19 protein-coding genes are annotated in these 17,493 nt (G+C 69.2%); 5 read left to right on the forward strand and 14 right to left on the reverse strand.

The genetic code is table 11. The features are described 5' to 3' along the window. Positions 1 to 63: 63 nt before the first annotated feature. Entirely contained in the window at positions 64 to 408 is a 345-nt protein-coding gene (locus OZ671_RS16345) for a hypothetical protein (RefSeq protein WP_038306745.1), read from the forward strand. 17 nt (positions 409 to 425) lie between these two features. Next, positions 426 to 749, forward strand: a complete 324-nt coding sequence (locus OZ671_RS16350) for a hypothetical protein (protein ID WP_268861733.1) — start codon at positions 426 to 428, stop codon at positions 747 to 749. Positions 750 to 814: 65 nt separating this feature from the next. On the opposite strand, the gene OZ671_RS16355 is transcribed toward OZ671_RS16350, so the two are convergent. Then, entirely contained in the window at positions 815 to 1,585 is a 771-nt protein-coding gene (locus OZ671_RS16355; protein WP_268861734.1) for a tRNA1(Val) (adenine(37)-N6)-methyltransferase, read from the reverse strand. 115 nt (positions 1,586 to 1,700) lie between these two features. Further along, complete coding sequence (locus tag OZ671_RS16360) at positions 1,701 to 1,931, reverse strand: putative signal transducing protein (protein WP_268861735.1); 231 nt, start codon at positions 1,929 to 1,931, stop codon at positions 1,701 to 1,703. 116 nt (positions 1,932 to 2,047) lie between these two features. On the opposite strand from OZ671_RS16360, the gene OZ671_RS16365 reads away from it, so the two are divergent. Both OZ671_RS16365 and queC read left to right on the forward strand, forming a co-directional pair. Next, the gene (locus OZ671_RS16365) at positions 2,048 to 3,055 is read left to right on the forward strand and encodes a polyprenyl synthetase family protein (protein ID WP_268861736.1); all 1,008 of its coding nucleotides are present in this window, start codon (positions 2,048 to 2,050) and stop codon (positions 3,053 to 3,055) included. A gap of 1 nt (position 3,056) precedes the next feature. Then, positions 3,057 to 3,782: a 7-cyano-7-deazaguanine synthase QueC gene (gene queC / locus OZ671_RS16370; RefSeq protein WP_268861737.1), complete on the forward strand. Its 726-nt coding sequence runs from the start codon at positions 3,057 to 3,059 to the stop codon at positions 3,780 to 3,782. A 2-nt stretch (positions 3,783 to 3,784) separates the two neighbouring features. Here queC and OZ671_RS16375 read toward each other — a convergent pair whose 3' ends face one another. From OZ671_RS16375 to OZ671_RS16415, 9 genes are all read right to left on the reverse strand, one after another. Further along, a complete protein-coding gene (locus tag OZ671_RS16375) occupies positions 3,785 to 4,624 on the reverse strand; it encodes a creatininase family protein (RefSeq protein ID WP_268861738.1) in 840 nt (279 codons plus the stop codon). 19 nt (positions 4,625 to 4,643) lie between these two features. Beyond that, positions 4,644 to 5,339 carry an ABC transporter ATP-binding protein gene (locus OZ671_RS16380; protein WP_328286373.1) on the reverse strand — a complete coding sequence of 232 codons (696 nt, stop codon included), beginning with the start codon at positions 5,337 to 5,339 and terminating at the stop codon, positions 4,644 to 4,646. Further along, positions 5,326 to 6,087 carry an ABC transporter ATP-binding protein gene (locus OZ671_RS16385; RefSeq protein ID WP_268861739.1) on the reverse strand — a complete coding sequence of 254 codons (762 nt, stop codon included), beginning with the start codon at positions 6,085 to 6,087 and terminating at the stop codon, positions 5,326 to 5,328. The genes OZ671_RS16380 and OZ671_RS16385 overlap by 14 nt, the downstream gene beginning before the upstream one ends. Further along, positions 6,084 to 7,037, reverse strand: coding sequence for a branched-chain amino acid ABC transporter permease (locus tag OZ671_RS16390; protein WP_268861740.1), 954 nt, complete (start codon positions 7,035 to 7,037; stop codon positions 6,084 to 6,086). The genes OZ671_RS16385 and OZ671_RS16390 overlap by 4 nt, the downstream gene beginning before the upstream one ends. Continuing rightward, the gene (locus OZ671_RS16395; RefSeq protein ID WP_268861816.1) at positions 7,034 to 7,894 is read right to left on the reverse strand and encodes a branched-chain amino acid ABC transporter permease; all 861 of its coding nucleotides are present in this window, start codon (positions 7,892 to 7,894) and stop codon (positions 7,034 to 7,036) included. Before OZ671_RS16395 ends, OZ671_RS16390 begins: the two co-directional genes overlap by 4 nt. Before the next feature lie 2 nt (positions 7,895 to 7,896). Beyond that, positions 7,897 to 9,096: an ABC transporter substrate-binding protein gene (locus OZ671_RS16400; protein WP_268861741.1), complete on the reverse strand. Its 1,200-nt coding sequence runs from the start codon at positions 9,094 to 9,096 to the stop codon at positions 7,897 to 7,899. Between the two features lie 78 nt (positions 9,097 to 9,174). Continuing rightward, the gene (locus OZ671_RS16405; RefSeq protein ID WP_268861742.1) at positions 9,175 to 10,404 is read right to left on the reverse strand and encodes a gallate dioxygenase; all 1,230 of its coding nucleotides are present in this window, start codon (positions 10,402 to 10,404) and stop codon (positions 9,175 to 9,177) included. A 189-nt stretch (positions 10,405 to 10,593) separates the two neighbouring features. Next, positions 10,594 to 11,019: a nuclear transport factor 2 family protein gene (locus OZ671_RS16410; RefSeq protein ID WP_268861743.1), complete on the reverse strand. Its 426-nt coding sequence runs from the start codon at positions 11,017 to 11,019 to the stop codon at positions 10,594 to 10,596. Between the two features lie 10 nt (positions 11,020 to 11,029). Next, positions 11,030 to 11,728, reverse strand: coding sequence for a cysteine hydrolase (locus tag OZ671_RS16415; protein WP_268861744.1), 699 nt, complete (start codon positions 11,726 to 11,728; stop codon positions 11,030 to 11,032). Positions 11,729 to 11,850: 122 nt separating this feature from the next. Here OZ671_RS16415 and OZ671_RS16420 point away from each other — a divergent pair, with 122 nt between their 5' ends. Next, entirely contained in the window at positions 11,851 to 13,104 is a 1,254-nt protein-coding gene (locus OZ671_RS16420; RefSeq protein ID WP_268861745.1) for a LysR family transcriptional regulator, read from the forward strand. A 2-nt stretch (positions 13,105 to 13,106) separates the two neighbouring features. Here the strand turns inward: OZ671_RS16420 and OZ671_RS16425 are convergent, their stop codons facing one another. The 3 genes from OZ671_RS16425 to OZ671_RS16435 form a co-directional block, all read right to left on the reverse strand. Continuing rightward, positions 13,107 to 14,282 carry a 4-hydroxybenzoate 3-monooxygenase gene (locus OZ671_RS16425; RefSeq protein WP_268861746.1) on the reverse strand — a complete coding sequence of 392 codons (1,176 nt, stop codon included), beginning with the start codon at positions 14,280 to 14,282 and terminating at the stop codon, positions 13,107 to 13,109. A 223-nt stretch (positions 14,283 to 14,505) separates the two neighbouring features. Then, positions 14,506 to 15,399, reverse strand: coding sequence for a 4-(cytidine 5'-diphospho)-2-C-methyl-D-erythritol kinase (locus OZ671_RS16430; protein WP_268861747.1), 894 nt, complete (start codon positions 15,397 to 15,399; stop codon positions 14,506 to 14,508). A 51-nt stretch (positions 15,400 to 15,450) separates the two neighbouring features. Beyond that, entirely contained in the window at positions 15,451 to 17,244 is a 1,794-nt protein-coding gene (locus tag OZ671_RS16435) for a tetratricopeptide repeat protein (protein WP_268861748.1), read from the reverse strand. Between the last annotated feature and the right edge of the window lie 249 nt (positions 17,245 to 17,493).

Consider the following 17,493-nt stretch of genomic DNA (forward strand, 5'->3'; position numbering starts at 1 on the left):
CACGGGCTGATGATAAGCCCCTCGTCGATGCCGCGAAGCGGCGCTGCCTCCGGAGATACCTTCATGAAAAAGACCATCCTGGCCCTTGCGACCGGCCTCGCCATGATGATCGGCGCCGGCGCGGCACAGGCCTGCGACCGGGGCAGCGAAGTCTGCTCGTTCCAGCTGTTCAACAATACCAGCGTCGAGCTGGAATCGTTCTGGGCCTCGCCGCCGAGCGTCGACAACTGGGAGAACGACATTCTCGGCGACCGCACCCTCGCCGCCGGCCGCACCATGACCATCGACATGTCCGATGGCCGCCCGGACTGCATCTACGACTTCAAGTTCAAATTCGCCGACGGCGACATCGTCGAGAAGCGCCGCATCAATGTCTGCCGGCTCGGCCGCTACACTCTGAACGAGTGATCCGGGACGCCACGACCGTGACGCCTGGCAATCCGGCGCCGCACGCCTACCGGCGCCGGCCCTTGTGGGTGCATCTCCTTCCGCTGGCGCTCGGGCTGACCATCCTGATCGTCGGCTTCATCGCCTTCGACCCGCTCTGGCCGGCACAGGACATGCCGCCGGCCGTCGCCGAGCGCTATCGGCAGGCCGGCGCGCGCGCCGCGGCGATCTATGCCGTCGGCGGCTGGACCTGCGCCGCCGGCTTCGCGTGGTTCGTCGCCGTCGCCATACGCCGGTCGCTGCACCGCCGGGCGGCCGGCGGCATGGACGCGCATCGCCCTGACCGATCATCGGAGCGCTAGGGCAGCCCCGCTCTCCGTTGCGGCGCCGATGTCACGCGGCGCCCGAGGTGGGTGCGCTGCCGGTCTCAGACGCCGAGGCCCGCGCCGTCGCGCAGAATGGCATCCGCTTCCGACGAAGACCGGCCGTCGGCATCGGCCAGAACCAGACCGGGCAGGATTGCGACCGGCGCGCGCGAGCCCTTGACGCCGGTCACGATGAGGCGGTTGGCGGCAGCGCCCGGGCGAGGGTGAACAGGCCTGACGCTGATGCCGCCGAACCGACCGGCCAGCGCAGCGAGCAAGGCGGCCGGCTGGTCGGCCCGATGGATCATCGTCAGGGTGCCGCCGGGCCGTAGAACCGCGACGGCGGCGCGCACGAAGGCGCCGAGCAGGTCGTCATCAGCCTGATGGGCCCGGCGCCGGGCCTCATCGGGCGAGCCCCGATGGCGCGCAGCATCGTGAAACGGCGGATTGCTCATCACCCGGTCGATGTTGCCCCTGGCGAGCCCAGCCTTTTCGCGAACGGCGCCGCGCGCGGCTGCATCGACGACGATCACCTTCGTCCGCTCGCCAAGGCCGTTGGCCACGGCATTGCCGGCGGCAAGGCTTGCGAGCAGGGGATCCACCTCGACCAGCGTCAGCGCGCCGACCGCCACCCGGGCGGCCAGACAGAGACCGGCAGTGCCGACGCCGGCACCGAGGTCCAGCACGCTCTCACCCGGCAGGGCCGGCACCGCAGCGGCAAGCAGCACGGCATCATGACCGGCCCGATGGCCGCGCCGCGGCTGGGTGAGCTTCACGCGACCGCCGAGCACGCTGTCGGTCGTCACCGCGATATCGACAGCTGCGTCCTGCACCTTTGAACCGTCTCCACCGATCGCATGCGCGTCCCGCGCCAGGAGCACGGGCGGGCGGCCATCGATGCCACAAAAGCCGGACGCCGCGAAGGCCGCGCGGCCACAAGCCGCGGCTTCAGGTCTTCTCGGGCCGCAATTCGTCGCCGAGCCCCGCCTCGGCGATCAGCCTGCGGGCGCGGACGGCCGCCGCCGCCGGCACCAGGATGCGCATCGGAAAGGCCACGATGCGGGCTTCGATCGCGGAAATGTGTCTGTCTGCGACAATAACGGCAATGCCGGCGCTGCCGAGCAGGCTCTCGATGGCCGAGACCAGGACGGGATCGGGCGTGCGGATGATCTCTTCCAAGCGATATTCCCCTTTGCGACGCCCTCAATGCGACTTTTCGCGGCGATGGGACGGCTTGTGATGCTAGCACCTTCTTTCTATGGTCCGCCGAAATGCAATCGAACCCGGAGCATGGCGTGGCAGTCGTCGTCCCCTTCGAGAAGGTCAATGCCTCGATCGAGGCCATGGTCCGCGCGACCAAGGCCGACATGGAGCGCGTCAACGCGATGATCCTGTCGCGGACCGGATCGGACGTCACCATGATCCCGGAAGTGGCGAATCATCTGATCTCCTCGGGCGGCAAGCGCCTGCGGCCGATGCTGACGCTGGCGACGGCAGCCCTGTCGGGCTATCGCGGCGACGGCCATATCCGGCTCGCCGCGTCGGTCGAGTTCATGCATACCGCAACGCTCCTGCACGACGACGTGGTCGACGAGAGCGACATGCGCCGCGGCAAGCCGGCGGCGCGCATGGTCTGGGGCAACGAAGCCTCCGTCCTGGTCGGCGACTTCCTGCTCGGCCAGGCCTTCAAGATGATGGTCGAGGTCGGCTCGCTGCGCGCGCTCGACATTCTCTCGACGGCCGCCGCGGTCATCGCCGAAGGCGAGGTCATGCAACTCGCCGCCGCCAAGAACACCGCGACGACGGAAGACGAATATCTCGCCGTGGTCAGTGCCAAGACGGCGGAACTGTTCGCCGCCGCCTGCGAGGTCGGCCCGGTCATCGCCGAGCGGCCGAAGGCCGAGCAGGCCGCCGCCCGCGCCTATGGCATGAATCTCGGCATCGCCTTCCAGCTCGTCGATGATGCACTCGATTACGGCGGCAAGTCGCAGAAGCTCGGCAAGAATGTCGGCGACGATTTCCGCGAGGGCAAGATCACCCTGCCGGTGGTGCTGGCCTTCCGCCGCGGGCCCGAGGACGAGCGCGCCTTCTGGAGGCGCACCCTGGTCGAAGGCGAGATCGCCGACGGCGACCTCGAGACCGCCATCGGCCTCATGACCAAGCACGGCGCCCTCGCCGACACCGTCGAGCGGGCCCGTCACTATGGCGACAAGGCCAATGACGCGCTCGCGCTCTTCCCCGACGGCGCGATGAAGCACGCCCTGATGGAAGCGGTCGCCTTCTGCATCGCCCGGGCCTACTGACATGGCCGGCGGCGGCGCGGCGGACGGGAACGCGGGCGCGCTGGTCCTGTTTTCCGGCGGCCAGGATTCCTCCACCTGTCTCGCCTGGGCGCTCGACCGGTTCGGCAGCGTCGAGACGCTCGGCTTCGACTACGGCCAGCGCCATCACGTCGAGCTGGAATGCCGCGCGGCGATCCGCGACGGCCTCGCCCGCATCGACCCGGCCTGGGCCGGCCGGCTCGGGCCCGACCATACCATCGGACTGAAGGCGCTCGGCGAGATCTCCGATACCGCGCTGACCGATGACGTCGCCATCGCCATGACCGAAGGTGGCCTGCCGAACACCTTCGTTCCCGGCCGCAACCTGATCTTCCTGACCTTCGCTGCCGCCCTCGCCTATCGGCGCGGGCTGAAGCACATCGTCACCGGCGTGTGCGAGACCGACTATTCCGGCTATCCCGACTGCCGCGACGATACGATCAAGGCGCTGCAGGTGGCGCTCAATCTCGGCATGGACAAACGCTTCGTCCTGCATACGCCGCTGATGTGGATCGACAAGGCCGAGACCTGGGCGCTGACCGAGAGGCTCGGCGGCGCGCCGCTGGTGGCCCTGATCCGCGAGCAATCCCATTCCTGCTATCTCGGCGACCGCAGCCACCACCATGACTGGGGTTTCGGCTGCGGCACCTGCCCGGCCTGCCAACTGCGGGCCGACGGCTATCGCCGCTTCGTCGCGGCGGCGGCCTGACGTCATCCGGCGCCGGCCCGCCCCGCGGCAAGCGCCTCGGCCATGATCTTCGCCGTCTCGTCGAAATGGCGCCAGAGATCCGGATCGACCGGGTTGGGCGCGCCGAAATAGCCCTGGGGCGTCAGGGCACGCGCTTCGGCCCCACCCTTTCGCCAGGCCAGCAGGTCGTTGCTCGTCAGTGTGGTCGGCGGCAGGCCGCGCAGCGCGTCGTAATCGACGGTCTGCGGGAAATAGCGCACCATCGCCGCCGTCTCGTATTCGTCGGCATGGACGCCGAACACGCCCGTCAACCGGAACGCCTCGAGCGCCGGCACCGGCTGCCAGGGCACCCAGATCGGCTCGGCTCCGGTCATGCCGAGCCGGGCGAACATGCGCCAGCGGAACGGCGTGTAGAGCCAGCGCGCCCCGGTGTCGCCGCCGTGGTGGCGGGCCAGCAGCACGTCGCGGATCATCTCGTTATGCGCGAGGTCGCCGTGGTGGCTGACCACCAGTACCTGACGGAAGCCGTTGGCGATCAGCGAGCCGATGACGTCGTCGAGCAGCATGGCCGCGGTCTCCGGGCGGATGCGGAAGCTGCCGGGAAAATCCGCGAGCACGGTGTTGATGCCCCAATAACAGGGCGGCGCGACCAGCGCTTCGACGCCATGCCGCCCCGCATAGGCCGATGTCAGCCGCGACAGGGCGAGAGCGATGAAGGCGTCGGTGCCGACCGGCAGGTGTGGGCCGTGGCATTCGATAACGCCGACCGGCAGAATGGCGAGCGCGCCGCGGGCGGCCGCCGCCGCGACCGCGGTCGCTGTCATTTCCACCATCGTGCGCGCCATCAGGCTGTCCTGGTCCATGGGGGCGGATCCTCTCGTTTCAGACCGCGATCCATTGCTGGACCCGACCAAAATCGGCCAGCAACTCGGTCGAGCGCCCGGCCAGCACGATGCGGCCCCGGTCGAGCACGATCGCCCGGTCGCTGAGTCGCAAGGCATCCTCGGCGCGCTGCTCGACGATGATGGTGGCAAAGCCCTCCTCGCCGCGCAGTCGCGCGAGGGTCTGCTCGAGCTCGTCGACGATGACCGGCGCGAGGCCTTCGAACGGCTCGTCGAGCAGCAGCAGCTTCGGGTTGGTCATGAGCGTGCGGCCGATGGCGAGCATCTGCTGTTCGCCGCCCGACAGCTTGTCGCCGCCATTGCCGCGCCGCTCCTTCAGCCGCGGGAACAGACGATAGATGTCGGCGAGGCCGAAGCGCCCCGGCCGGCCGGCAACCTTGAGGTTTTCCTCCACCGTCAGCGAGGGGAAGATGTCGCGCTCCTGCGGCACCCAGCCGAGCCCGAGCCGGGCGCGGGCATGGCCCGGCAGGGACGAGAAATCGCCGCCGGCCCAACGCAGCGCGCCGCTCCGGCGGGTCGCATGCCCCATGATGGCGAGCATGAGGGTCGTCTTGCCGACGCCGTTGCGGCCGAGCACGGCAAGTCCCTCCCGCTCGTCGAGGCTGAAGCTGATGTCGTCGAGCACCAGCGCCTCGCCATAGCCTGCGGCCAGCCCTTCGATCTCAAGCAGCGGCATGATGCCCCCGCCGTCCCAGATAGACTTCCCTCACCCGCTCGTCGCGCGAGATCTCGCCCGGTGTGCCTTCGGTCAAGACCTCGCCCGCCACCAGCACGGTGATCCGCTCGGCGAAGCGGAAGACCAGATTCATGTCGTGCTCGATGAACAGCACGGTCAGGTCGCGCGGCAGCGCCGCGATCCGTTCGAAGATGGCCTCGCTCTGGGTGGTCGGCACGCCGGCGGCCGGCTCGTCGAGGATCAGGACCTTCGGCCGCGTCGCGAGCGCGATGGCGATCTCGACGAGCCGGCGCATGCCATAGGGCAAGGCGCTGACCTCGTCGCCGGCCCGGGCGCCGAGGCCGACGAGCTCGACAAGGCTGCGCGCCTCGTCGATCGCCTGCCGCTCGGCCGCCAGCGCACGCCAGAAGACGCCGGCCCGCCCGGCCCGCTCGGTGACCGCGATGAGCACGTTCTCCAGAACCGTCAGCCCGGCGAAGAGCTGGTTGATCTGGAAGGTCCGCGCAAGGCCGCGATGGACCCGGGCCGCCTGCGACAGGCCGGTCGCGTCAGCGCCGCAGAGGCGCACCGTGCCGGCGCTCGCGGCGATGGCTCCCGTCAGTGCATGGACGAAGGAGGTCTTGCCCGCGCCGTTCGGTCCGATGATGGCGCGGCGGCTGCCCGCCTCGACCGCCATCGAGACCTTGTTGACGGCGACGAAGCTGTTGAAGCGCAGCGTCAGGTTTTCGACGTCGAGGGCAAGGTTCACGACGCCCTCCGCATGAGGCGGCCAAGCCGCGCCGGGAGGCCGGCAAGACCATCGGGCAGGACGAAGACCGAGGCCATCAGCACGAGGCCGATGCCGAGATGCCAGTATTTCGGGCTGAACGCCGACAGCGCATCCTTCAGCCAGGTGAACAGCGACGCGCCGAGGATGACGCCGGGAATGCTGCCCGTGCCGCCGATCGCGGTCATCATGACCACCTCGGCGGACCGTTCGAAACCGAGCATGTCGAGCGAGGCGAAATTGCTGGTCTGGGCGAGCACGGCGCCAGCCATGCCGGCCATGCCGCCCGCCAGCACGTAGGTCGCGGCCATGTGCCGGGCGACCGGGGCGCCCACCGCATGCATGCGCCGGGTGTTTTCCCGGATGCCGCGCAAGGCGAGCCCGAAGGGTGAGGTGGTGATGCGCCAGACCGCGAGATAGACGAGGACCAGCACGGCCAGCGCGTAGAAGAAGGCGGTCCGACCCCGGAAATCGAAGGCGAACAGCCCTGCGATCGGCCCGACCGTGAAGGCGGAGAGACCATCGGCGCCGCCGGTCAGCCAGTGCATCTGGTTGGCGATCTCGTGGAACAGGAAGCAGACGCCGAGGGTGACGAGCAGCCGCGTGAAATCGTTGCCGACCACCACGATGCGCGCGACCAGGCCGGCGAGCGCGCCGCTGACGGCGAGCGCGGCGAGCAGCGTCGCCAGCGGCTCGGTGATGCCGGCACCGCCGAGCACCGCCACCGTATAGGCGCCGATGCCGAAAAAGACCGCATGGCCGAGCGAGACGATGCCGGCATGGCCCTGCAGGAGGTCGTAGGACAGGGCGAAGGTCGCGACGATCAGGATACTGGCGATAAGGCCGAGATGATCGGGAAACAGGAGATAGGCGGCGAGCGCGGCGCCGACGAGCGACGGCAACGCCAGATGCAGGGGGCAGGACGCGGTCATGTCGGTCTTCCGGCGAGGCCCCGGGGCATGGCGATCATGACCGCGACCAGGATGGCGTAGATGACGAAGCCGCCGAGCGCCGGCAGCCAGTATTTGAACAGGGCGTCGGCAATGCCGAGGAACAGCGCCGCGCCGAACGAGCCGCCGATCGAGCCCGGCCCGCCGATCGCGACCACCATCAGCACGATGACGAGATATTTCAGCGGAAAGCTCGGATCGAGCCCGAGAAACCCAACGGCCAGCGCGCCGCCGAGACCAGCGAACCCGGCACCGAGCGTGAAGGCGAGCGCGAACAGCCGGCCGACATGGATGCCGATCCCCTCGGCGGTCACGCGCCGGTCGACGGCGGCGCGGATGCGCGCGCCGAACAGCGTGTGATTGAAGAGGGCGACGAGCAGTCCGAGCGCGGCGAGGCCGCAGACGATGACGAACAGCCGATAGCCCGACAGGGCAAGGCCGGGCAGCGCGACCGGCGCATTGGCCCAGGCCGGCAGCGGCACCGGCTGCTGCTGCGGCCCGAACAGGATGTTGGCGAGCGCGCCGGCGGCAAAGGCGAGGCCGATCGAGAACAGCACCTGCTGCAGATCGGACTTGCCATAGACGTGCCGGATGACGGTCGTTTCCAGGGCGGCGCCGAGAAGCCCGGTGACCACGAAGGCGGCCGGCAGCGCGGCCAGGAACGGCACCCCGCCGCCGACCAGCACGACCAGCACATAGCCCCCGCACATGGCGAAGGCGCCATGCGCGAGATTGATGAAGCGCATCAGCCCGAGCGTGATCGACAGGCCGATGGAGAACAGGAACAGGACCATGCCGAAGGCGATGCCGTCGGCGATGACCGTCAGGAGGCCCGACATGTTCATTTGGCGGGATCTTTGACCGCTTCGATGGTCGCGAAGGTGCGGTTGGCGACGCCGCCCTCGCCGAGCGTACCGCGGCGGATATAGATGTTCTCGACGATGTCGCGCGTCGCCGGATCGATCAGCACCGGGCCGCGCGGACTGTCGAGGCGCGCGCCCTTCACCGCGGCCATGAACACTTCGCCCTCGGTGCGCCCGCCGGTCTTCCCCAGCGTCTGATGGATCAGCGCCATGCCGTCATAGCCTTGCACGACCCGATAGCTCGGTATCGCGGCCGCTCCGAACTTGGCGCGGAAGGCGGCGAGGAAGCGCCGGTTGGCGGCATTGTCCACGTCGATCTGGTAGTGCCAGGCCGAGATGACGTCCCGCGCCGCCTCGCCGATCGCCGGCAGCAGGTTGTCGTCGACCACGTCGCCGGTGACCAGCAGCTTGATGCCCGTCCCCTTCAGCCGCTGGCCGGCCTGCCGGACGAAGGCGATCGACACGTCGCCGCCCGGGTTGAAGGCGAAGACCGCGTCGGGTTTCGCTTCGATCGCCCGCTGCAGGAACGGGCCGTATTCCATCGCTGCGACCGGCGTGCGGTCGCTGCGCAGCATGCGGCCGCCGCCCTCGGCGAAGCCGCGCCCGAACCAGGTCTCGGCATCGACGCCGGGAGCATAGTCCGAAACGATCGAATAGGCCGTGCCGATGCCATTGCCCGCGGCCCATTTGCCGAGCGTATGGGTCACCTGCGACATGGTCACGGAGATGCGGGTGAAATAATCCGAACGCTGGGTGAGCGAGGAGGTCGCCGCGTTGACGATGATGCCCGGCACCCTGGCTTCACTCAGAAGGCTTGCCGCGGCCATGGCATTGGGCGTGAAGCTGTAGCCGAGAATGACGCTCGCCTTTTCGCGCAGGATCAGTTCCTGCGTCAGCCTGCGGGCGAGATCGCCGGACCCGGCGCCCTGATCGTCACGGACGACCAGCCTGACCTCGCGGCCGCCGGCCTCAGTGCCATGCAGTTCGTGGTAGAGCCGCATGCCGGTTTCGTAGTGACCGCCCTGGTCGGCGAAGGGGCCGGAGAGCGGCAGGATGACGCCGACCGTGACGGGCGCCGCCGCGGCCAGCCGGCCCGGCCACGCCGCGCCGGCGAGCGCCGCGGCGGGCGCCAGTTTCAGGAAGGCCCGCCGCCCGGCATCGGCGGGAGAAGCGGGCAAGCGGCTGCGATGCCCGGCGCGGTATCCGGCCATGGTCGTATTCCCCCAGTGGATGGTCTTGTTGGCCCGGTCCGCCGCCTAGCGGGCGTCGGGCACCTGGCGCGTCGCCAGAAACTCCTCGAAGGTCTCGCCGCGCATCTCGGCATAGACTTCGAGATTGGTTTCGCCGACGAGCCGGGCGAATTTCTCCAGCACGAAGAAATTGGCGCCGGCCCGGATCAGCCCGAGCCAGTCGCGCCGGGCGACCAGCGCGGTCTCCTCCGCGGTCAGGCCGGCCTCGCGGCAGGCCGCGGCCTCGTCGGCATTGAAGGCCGCCCGTGCCTGCGGCATGCGCATGTTCCAGAAGAAGCGGTTGAGCCGCGCCTTCTCGACGCCGATGCCGATGGTGAAGGGATAGGTGCCCTCGATGTCCTCGATGCCGGCGATCTGCTCGTTGCCGAGCCGGATCTCGGAGGCCGCGGGGCGATGCACCCTGTTCTCCTCGAAGACGAGGGTGGTCATCGCCGTGGTGGTGGCGAGATAGTAGCTCTGGTGCACCTTGGTGATGTCGTCGCTGAGCGCGCCGCGCATGGTCAGCCACATGATGACTTCGGCGCTTTCGGCGCCGCCGAGACGCACATAGTCGACGTGGCGCATGCGGGCGAGCTCGATCGGATTGTGTTCGATCAGGTCGAGGAAGCGCATGTCCCAGTCGGTGTCGTTGTGGCCGGTGCGCTCGCCATGGATCTGATGCGACAGGCCGCCGGTGCCCACGATCGCCACCGAAATGTCCTCGGGATAGGAGTGGATGGCGCGGCGCAGCGCCTGACCGAGCTTGAAGCAGCGCATGGCGGTCGGCAGCGGGTAGCGCACGACATTGACCATGATCGGCACGACCGCGCCCGGCCAGCCGCCCTCGTGCGGCCAGAGCAGCGGCAGCGGCGAGAAGACGCCGTGGTCGAGCGGCCGGTCGTGGAACACCGCAAGATCGAATTCGTCGTTGATCACCTGCTCGGCGAGATGCGTGGCAAGGCGCGTGTGCCCCGGCAGCATCGGCAGCGGGCGGCGTCCGGCCCCCTCGTCCGCCACGTCGTGTTCGGGCGCGACGCCGATCGCGAAGGTCGGATAGAGATCGTAGAAGAAGGCATTGAGGTGATCGTTGTAGAGGAAGATCAGGACATCGGGCTTCTTGTCGGCCAGCCAGTCGAAGGCCGGCCTGGCGCCCTCGAACAGCGGCGCCCAGGCCGGATTGTCCCATTTCTGCTTGTCATAGGCGACGCCGATCGTCGGGACATGCGACATCCCGATGCCGCCGATAATTCTCGCCATATTCGTCTCCCCGATAGTCCCGGCGCGCGGCCGCGGTCGGGCGGTCCAACGTTCCGGCATGTCTTCGTTGCGGGCCGGCTGGACGCGGCCCGGTCGACGTCGAAAGCGTCCGTCCTCAGTTGTTTGCCAGCTTCCGCTGCCGGCGTGAGGCCGAAAAGCCGCAAATCTGCTCAACGCTATCGAAAACGCTTATGCTGAAACGCGGCCCTGGGACGCGAAGGCAAGCCCGTCGATCGTCGTGCGGCCGAAGCGCGCGGCAAATTTCCAGGCGCGCCCGTCGCGCATCAGCCGGTCCCTGAACTCGCCGACCGCAAGGCTCGCGCCAGCCGGGCCCGTGCTGACCAGGAGCGAGTAGCTGAAGGCCTCCGCCGCATCCGCTCCCGCCATGGTGACCATCGTATTGCAGACGAGATGACGGACAAGCCGCGACGGCCGGGCCCGGAAGGCCGCGAGGATCGCCGCGCGGCCGGCGATCGGCTGGTCCGGAGCCGAGGGCCGCGCGAAGACCGCGTCCTCGGTGAAGAGCTCGGCGAGCGCCGTCCACTGCCCCTCGTCGTTCAGCCGGGCGAAGCGCCGGATGACCGTTTCGATCGCCCTTTCGTCGTCACCGCTCATGGTGAGCCCCTCAGCCGGCCTTGTCCGGAGCCGCCGCGACAAGCATCTCGCCCAGCAGTTCCTCGACCGTCACGACATCGCCAAAGCTCTGGAAGACCGTGGAAAAGCCGATATTGTGATCCTCGGCATAGCGCGCCGCGTTGGCGTCCGAGACCATGGCGACGCGATAGTCCAGCATCATGGCGTCCCGCGCCGAGGTCTCGCAGCAGAAATTGGTCAGCATGCCGACGATCACCACGTTGCGGATGCCGCGCTCGCCAAGCTTTTCCATGAGGTCCGACTTGCCCGGCACGAAGGCGCTGAACCGCGACTTGCTGGCATAGATGTCCTCGGGCTGCGCATCCAGATCGGCGCGCAAGGCCTGGCCCGGCGCGCCCTCGGTGAGATTGTCCCGGTGGCGGGCGCCGTTCTCAGCGGTGAAGAAATAGTCGTGATAGATCGGCCAGAGGCTCTCGCCGTCCTTGCCCGCCACCATCTTGACCCAGGCGACCGCGCCGCCCCGCGCGCGCATGGCGGCCGCGAGCCGGTTGATGTTCGGAATGATCGCGATGGCCTCGGGCACGTCGCGCACGTAGAATTCCTGCATGTCGATGACGACCAGCGCGGTTTCGCTCGGCTCGAACCGCTCGAACACCCGGATCCGTCCCCTCTTCTTCATGACCCGGTCGATCACATAGGCCGGCATTTCGAACGGCGCGGGAGACTTCATGGCGTGTTCCTGTCGAGCTTGGCCGGTGTTTCCGCACCGACCTTGGCGTTACCGGAATAGTGCCCTTGGGGCTCGCGGCGGCGACAGTTGAAACTCCTCATAGCGACGCCTAAAATGCTTATATGGCCCAGGAACGCAGGCCGCCCCTCGGCCATGACCCGCTTGTCATCAATCCCAAATATCTGCGCGCCTTCCTGGCCGTTGCCCGCGCCGGCAGCGTGATCAGGGCGAGCGAGGAATTGCATCGGGCCCAGTCCGCCATCACCCGCTCGGTCAAGGAACTCGAAGGCGCGCTCGAAGTGCCGCTGTTCGAGCGCCGCGCCCATGGCATGCTGCTGACCGAGTTCGGCCGCGCCCTGATGGAACGGGTGGAGGCCGCCTTCGCCGCCATGGAGATCGCCCGCGACCAGTTCCGCGCGCAGATCCGGGCCACCGGCGCGGGGCGCTGGAACGACCATGCCCCGGTCTTCTCGCTGGCGCTCGGCCGGCAGCGACTGTCGGTCTTCGTCGATCTGGTCGCACAGCGCCACATGGGAGCGGTCGCCGAACGTTTCGGCATTTCCCAGCCGGCGGTCAGCCAGGTGCTGCGCGAGGTCGAGCAAGGCATCGGCCTGCCCCTCGTGTCGCGCACGCCGACCGGCATCGCGCCCAATCCGCTCGGCCTGATGCTGTCGACGCAGGTGCGGCGCGCGCTCGCCGAGCTGCGCCATGCCGAGGCCGAGGTCGCCTCGCTGAAGAGCGGCGTTTCCGGCCGCGTGGTGGTCGGTACCCTGTCGCTCGGGCGCAACCGGCTGCTGCCGCGCGCCATCATCGCCCTGACCGGCACCTATCCCAATATCAGGGTCGGCACGGTCGAGGGCACGTTCGAGCACCTTGCGACCCTGCTGCGTGCCGGCGACATCGACTTCCTGCTCGGCGGCCTGCGCCCTCCCGACAACATGGCGGGCCTGACCGCGGAGGTCGTGGTCGAGGACATGCTGGCGATCATCCTGCGCCGTGGCCATCCGCTGGCGGGCGACCCGGCCGTCGGCTTCTGCGACATAGCCGGGGCGCGCTGGATCCTGCCACCGCGCGGCACCTCGACCCGCGTCGCGCTGGAGGCCGCGCTCGGCGACAGCAACATTCCGAGCCCGGATGTCGTGGTCGAGACCGCCGATATCGCCATAACGCGCGGCCTCCTGATCGGCAGCGACCTCGTCACCGCCGCCTCGCCACACCTGTTCCAGCACGAGATCGATGCCGGCGAGCTGGAAGTGCTGCCGCTCGCCCTGCCGGCGAGCCGGCGCGGCATCGGCATCGTCCAGCGCGCCGACGCCAAGCCGTCGCTGGCGGCCCGCCTCCTCATGGAGGGCATCCGCCAGGTGCATGGCCTCTAGGCTCAGTCGCTGACGCTGCTCAGGCCGACATATTGCTCGGCGATCATCTTCTGCGCGGTGACGGAGCTCGCGACATGTTCGAGCTCGGCCATCTGCAGGCCGCGCTGGAACGGCGTGTGGTGGTCGAAGACGTGCAGGAGATCGGTCAGCGAGATCGAGAAGCGGATGGTCTTCCAGACCCGGTCGATGCAGTCGGCCGTGTAGCGTTCGAGACCCTTGCGCGAGCCGGTGGAAAAGAAATCGCCCATGGCGCGGGCGAGCACGCGCACGTCGGCGACCGCCATGTTGAGGCCCTTGGCGCCGGCCGGCGGCACGATGTGCACGGCATCGCCCGCCAGGAACAGGCTGCCATACTGCATCGGCTGGGCGATATAGGCGCGCAGCCGCGCCACGTCGCGCTGGAAGATCTCGCCTTCCTGGATCTCGCTCCGGTCGGCGTCGAACATGCGGGTGTGCAACTCGTCCCAGAAGCGGGCATCCGACCAGTTGGCCGGCTCGTCGGAGGCTGGCACCTGCAGGTAGAGCCGCGAAATGGTCATCGAGCGCCGGCTGCACAGGGCAAAGCCGCGGTCGTGATTGCTGTAGGTCATGTCGGTGATCGGCGCCGCATGGGCGAGCACGCCGAGCCAGGAAAAGTCGTAGGCACGGCTATAGGTTTCGATGACGCCCTCGGGCACGGCCGCGCGGCTGACGCCGTGGAAGCCGTCGCAGCCCGCGACGAGATCGCATTCGAGCACCCTGTCGATGCCGCCCTGCCGGTAGTGGATGCGCGGCCGGGCACCGTCGAGGCCCTCGAGGCGTGTCACCTCGGCCTCGAAGACCAGCGGGGCGCCGGCTTCCAGCCGGGCGGCGATCAGGTCCTTCACCACTTCGAGCTGACCGTAGATCATCACGCTGCGGCCGGTCAGAGCCGGCAGGTCGAGATGGATGGTGCGGCCGCGGAAGCGCATGTCGAGCCCGTTGTCGACCATGCCTTCGCGGCGCATGCGTCCGTCCAGGCCGAGATTGGCGAGCGTGTCGACCGTGCCCGCCTCCAGCACGCCGGCGCGCACGCGCGCCTCGACATGGGCGCGGCTGCGCGCCTCGAGAACCACCGCCTCGATGCCGCGCCGCGCCAGGAGATGGGCGAGAAACAAGCCCGCGGGCCCCGCTCCGACGATCCCGACCTGAGTCCGCATGATCCTGTTCCTGCCTGCGACGTGCGATGACACCAACGGTCGGCGCCGCCAGACCGCCCAAGCCCCTGCACGGTGCCGGACGTAAGCGGCACGATGCGGGATGGAACAGCGGCCATCGGCGCTGGCGACCGATGCGAGCCGGCCTGATAGCGCGGTGGAAACCGGTCGGGCCAACGCAAAACCGCGCGACCTCCTTCCAATTCGCTTATCGGCCGGGGCCGGCTCAGCCGAGCATGGTCGGCTTGACCCACCAGTCCGGCGCCGCGGTGCGGATCACCCTGGCCGCCGCCGCGGCCGCCCGGCAGCTGTCGTAGAGGCCGAAGACGGTCGCGCCCGACCCGGACATGCGGGCAAGCCGGCAGCCCGCCGTGGCGCGAAGCCGCTCGAGCGCGTGGCCGACGATGGGCGCGAGCGCGAGGGCTGGCGGTTCGAGGTCGTTGCGCGAGGCGTTCACGGCGGCGACCAGCCTGTCGCGCGCGCTGCGCTCCGGGCCGAAAGACGCCGCTTCGACGAGCAGCCCCGCCGGATCGGCATCCTGCTCGCTGCCGGGGGCAAGGCCGAGCTTGCCGAAAACGGCCGGGGTCGCGACCGCGACGCCGGGATTGACGAGCAGGGCCGGCAGGCGCGGCAGGGCGAGCGCCGGGCCGAGTTCGGCGCCGGTGCCGCGCATCATGCGGGCCGTCGCGGCAACACAGACCGGAACATCCGAGCCCGTCAGCCGGGCTGCCTCGACGACACGCGGGTCGTCGAGGCCGAGCCCGGCGGCGCGGGCGAGCAGCCGGAGCGCCGCCGCCGCATCCGAGGACCCGCCGCCGAGGCCGGCGGCCACCGGCAGGCGCTTGATCAAGGTGAAGATGCCTCCCGGCAGGCCGGGCACGCGCGCGGCGAGCAGCGCCGCAGCCTTCAGAACGAGATTGTCGGCGGCGGGCCCGGCGGCCGCGGCGCTGCGGCCGCGCACCACCAGTCCATGGCCGGCGTCACCGGGCACGAAGCTCAGCGCGTCGCCGGTGCGGGCAAAGACAACGAGGCTTTCGAGGTCGTGATAGCCATCGGCCCGCCGGCGCCGCACGGCGAGCGTCAGGTTCACCTTGGCGGGAGCATGCTCGACGAGGGCCATGGCGGCAGGATGCGCAGCCCGGCCCGCGCGAACGGGCCGGGCGGGCGCCGGTCAGTTCTGCGAGGGCTGGGTCTGCGCCGCCTGGCCGGTGGTGCGCGGTGCCGCTGCGGCATCGTCGGTCAGGCCATTGGCGATCTTGTTGAGGATGCGCGGCAGGTCGTCCTTTTCAGGCTGCAGGTCGCGCGCATGGTTCCACTGGAAATGCGCCTCGATCTGCCGGCCGACGCGCCAATAGGCATCACCCAGATGGTCGTTGATGACCGGATCCTCGGGCTTCAGCTCGATGGCGCGCTCGAGTTCGGTCACTGCCTCCTCGAACTTGCCCATGCGGTAATAGGCCCAGCCCAGGCTGTCGACGATATAGCCGTCTTCCGGCGTCAGTTCGACGGCGCGGCGCACCAGGCGCAGGCCCTCATCGAGATTGATGCCCTGGTCGACCCAGGAATAGCCGAGATAGTTGAGCACCTGCGCGCGGCCGCGGGCATTGCCCTCGGGCACCAGCTCCAGCGCCCGCTTCAGGTCGGCCTCGGCCTTGGCCCATTGCTGCGACCGCTCGTAGGAAATGCCGCGGAAGTAGAAATAGATCCAGTGCTGGCGATCCGGATTGGCGATGAGCGCGATCGCCTTGCTGTAGGTCTCCGCCGCCTCGGCGAACATCTTACGCGAGCGCTGGATATTGCCGAGCGCCTGCAGCGCCTCCAGGTCGTCGGGCTTGCGGGTGATCAGTTCCTGCAGGACCTTGCGGGCATCCTCGCTCTTGTCCATCAGGTCGAGGTTCAGGGCGCGCTGGATCTGGGCGTTGCGATAGAGCGGCGAGGCCTGCGGCATCTGGTCGTAGACCGCGATGGCGCGCTGCGGCAGCTTCAGGAACTCGTAGAGATCGGCCAGCGACAGGATCGCCAGCTCGTGATCGGGATCGAGCCAGCGGGCGAGCTGCAGATAGATGAGCGCGAGGTCCTCGCCGCCCTGGCGCGACAGCGCAGAGCCGAGGCCGTAGAGCAGCTCCGCGGCGCCGCCCTGGGCATTGCGCACCAGCGGCTGCAGCGGCTGGTTGTCGCGCAGCCGGCGCTCGGCATCGACGATCAAGGGATGGTTCGGCACCACCTTGTCGAAGGCGGAATAGACCTGGCGCGCCGCATCGGCGCCGCGCGCCCGCGCCGACCAGCGGCCATAGGCGTCGGCGATGCGCAGAATGGTCGGATCCTGCTTGTAGGCCTCCTCCAGGCGCTTGCCCGCATCGGCGCGGCGGCCGGCAACGTCGAGGATCAGACCGGCATGGAACTGCTTGAAGAGCTGGAACCAGTCGGCGCCCGACAGGCGGTCGACCGCGGCGACGCCGGCCGAGACGTCGCCCGAGCCGAGATAGGCCCAGCCAGTCAGCAGGGCCGAGGTCAGGTCGGCACTGGCGCGGGGCGGCGCGCTCAGATGCGAGCGGGCGGTCTGGAACTGGCGGGCCTTCATGGCGCGCACGGCCAGCGCCAGGCGCGCCAGCCGGTGGGTGCGGTCGACCTGGATCAGCCGCTCGGCGAGCGGCATCGCCTCCTCGACATTGCCGTCGGCGAGCGTGGTGATGAAGGCCCGTTCGAGGATCTCGGCATTGCGCGGATCCTGGCGCAGCGCGGCGCGCCAGTAGACCGAGGCGGCGGAGGTGTCGCGCACGGTCGCGGCGAGCCGCGCGGCGAGAACGTTGCCGTAGACGGTCACCCGCAGGGCGTCGCGGAACGACGGGGTCGCGCCGAGCGGCTGCATGATATTGTTGGCGCTGCGCGCCTCGCCAACCGATGCTGAAACCGCTGCCACGCCCGCGGCGAGCACGAGCGCTCGAAACACAGTTCTCAAGGTCACTATCGCTCTCTCGTCGTCCCGACCGGGAGGGCCGCACGGCAGTGGAAGACAGGGCAGCCGGCGCAGCCGTTGATCGCACCACAATGCCTTAGTTAGGCACCGATCCGCAAGGCGACCATGGTGCCGGACTGCGGCGAGGCCAAGGCGAAAGCGACCGATCGCGACGGCAAAATGACGTGATGCCCTGGGCTTGGGGCGCTTGAACCCCGCGCGACAAGTCGCTAGCACGGCCGGGTTCCTCCGGATCCC

Origin of the sequence: Phreatobacter sp. AB_2022a, from assembly GCF_026847585.1 — a bacterium.
Classification (GTDB): domain Bacteria; phylum Pseudomonadota; class Alphaproteobacteria; order Rhizobiales; family Phreatobacteraceae; genus Phreatobacter.

Bases quoted from the DNA above. Each gene is read 5' to 3' on its own strand.
- OZ671_RS16345 (WP_038306745.1), top strand. From the start codon at position 64: ATGAAAAAGACCATCCTGGCCCTTGCGACCGGCCTCGCCATGATGATC.
- queC (WP_268861737.1), top strand. From the start codon at position 3,057: ATGGCCGGCGGCGGCGCGGCGGACGGGAACGCGGGCGCGCTGGTCCTG.
- OZ671_RS16375 (WP_268861738.1), bottom strand. From the start codon at position 4,624: ATGGACCAGGACAGCCTGATGGCGCGCACGATGGTGGAAATGACAGCG.
- OZ671_RS16380 (WP_328286373.1), bottom strand. From the start codon at position 5,339: ATGCCGCTGCTTGAGATCGAAGGGCTGGCCGCAGGCTATGGCGAGGCG.
- OZ671_RS16390 (WP_268861740.1), bottom strand. From the start codon at position 7,037: ATGACCGCGTCCTGCCCCCTGCATCTGGCGTTGCCGTCGCTCGTCGGC.
- OZ671_RS16395 (WP_268861816.1), bottom strand. From the start codon at position 7,894: ATGTCGGGCCTCCTGACGGTCATCGCCGACGGCATCGCCTTCGGCATG.
- OZ671_RS16405 (WP_268861742.1), bottom strand. From the start codon at position 10,404: ATGGCGAGAATTATCGGCGGCATCGGGATGTCGCATGTCCCGACGATC.
- OZ671_RS16410 (WP_268861743.1), bottom strand. From the start codon at position 11,019: ATGAGCGGTGACGACGAAAGGGCGATCGAAACGGTCATCCGGCGCTTC.
- OZ671_RS16415 (WP_268861744.1), bottom strand. From the start codon at position 11,728: ATGAAGTCTCCCGCGCCGTTCGAAATGCCGGCCTATGTGATCGACCGG.
- OZ671_RS16420 (WP_268861745.1), top strand. From the start codon at position 11,851: ATGGCCCAGGAACGCAGGCCGCCCCTCGGCCATGACCCGCTTGTCATC.
- OZ671_RS16425 (WP_268861746.1), bottom strand. From the start codon at position 14,282: ATGCGGACTCAGGTCGGGATCGTCGGAGCGGGGCCCGCGGGCTTGTTT.
- OZ671_RS16430 (WP_268861747.1), bottom strand. From the start codon at position 15,399: ATGGCCCTCGTCGAGCATGCTCCCGCCAAGGTGAACCTGACGCTCGCC.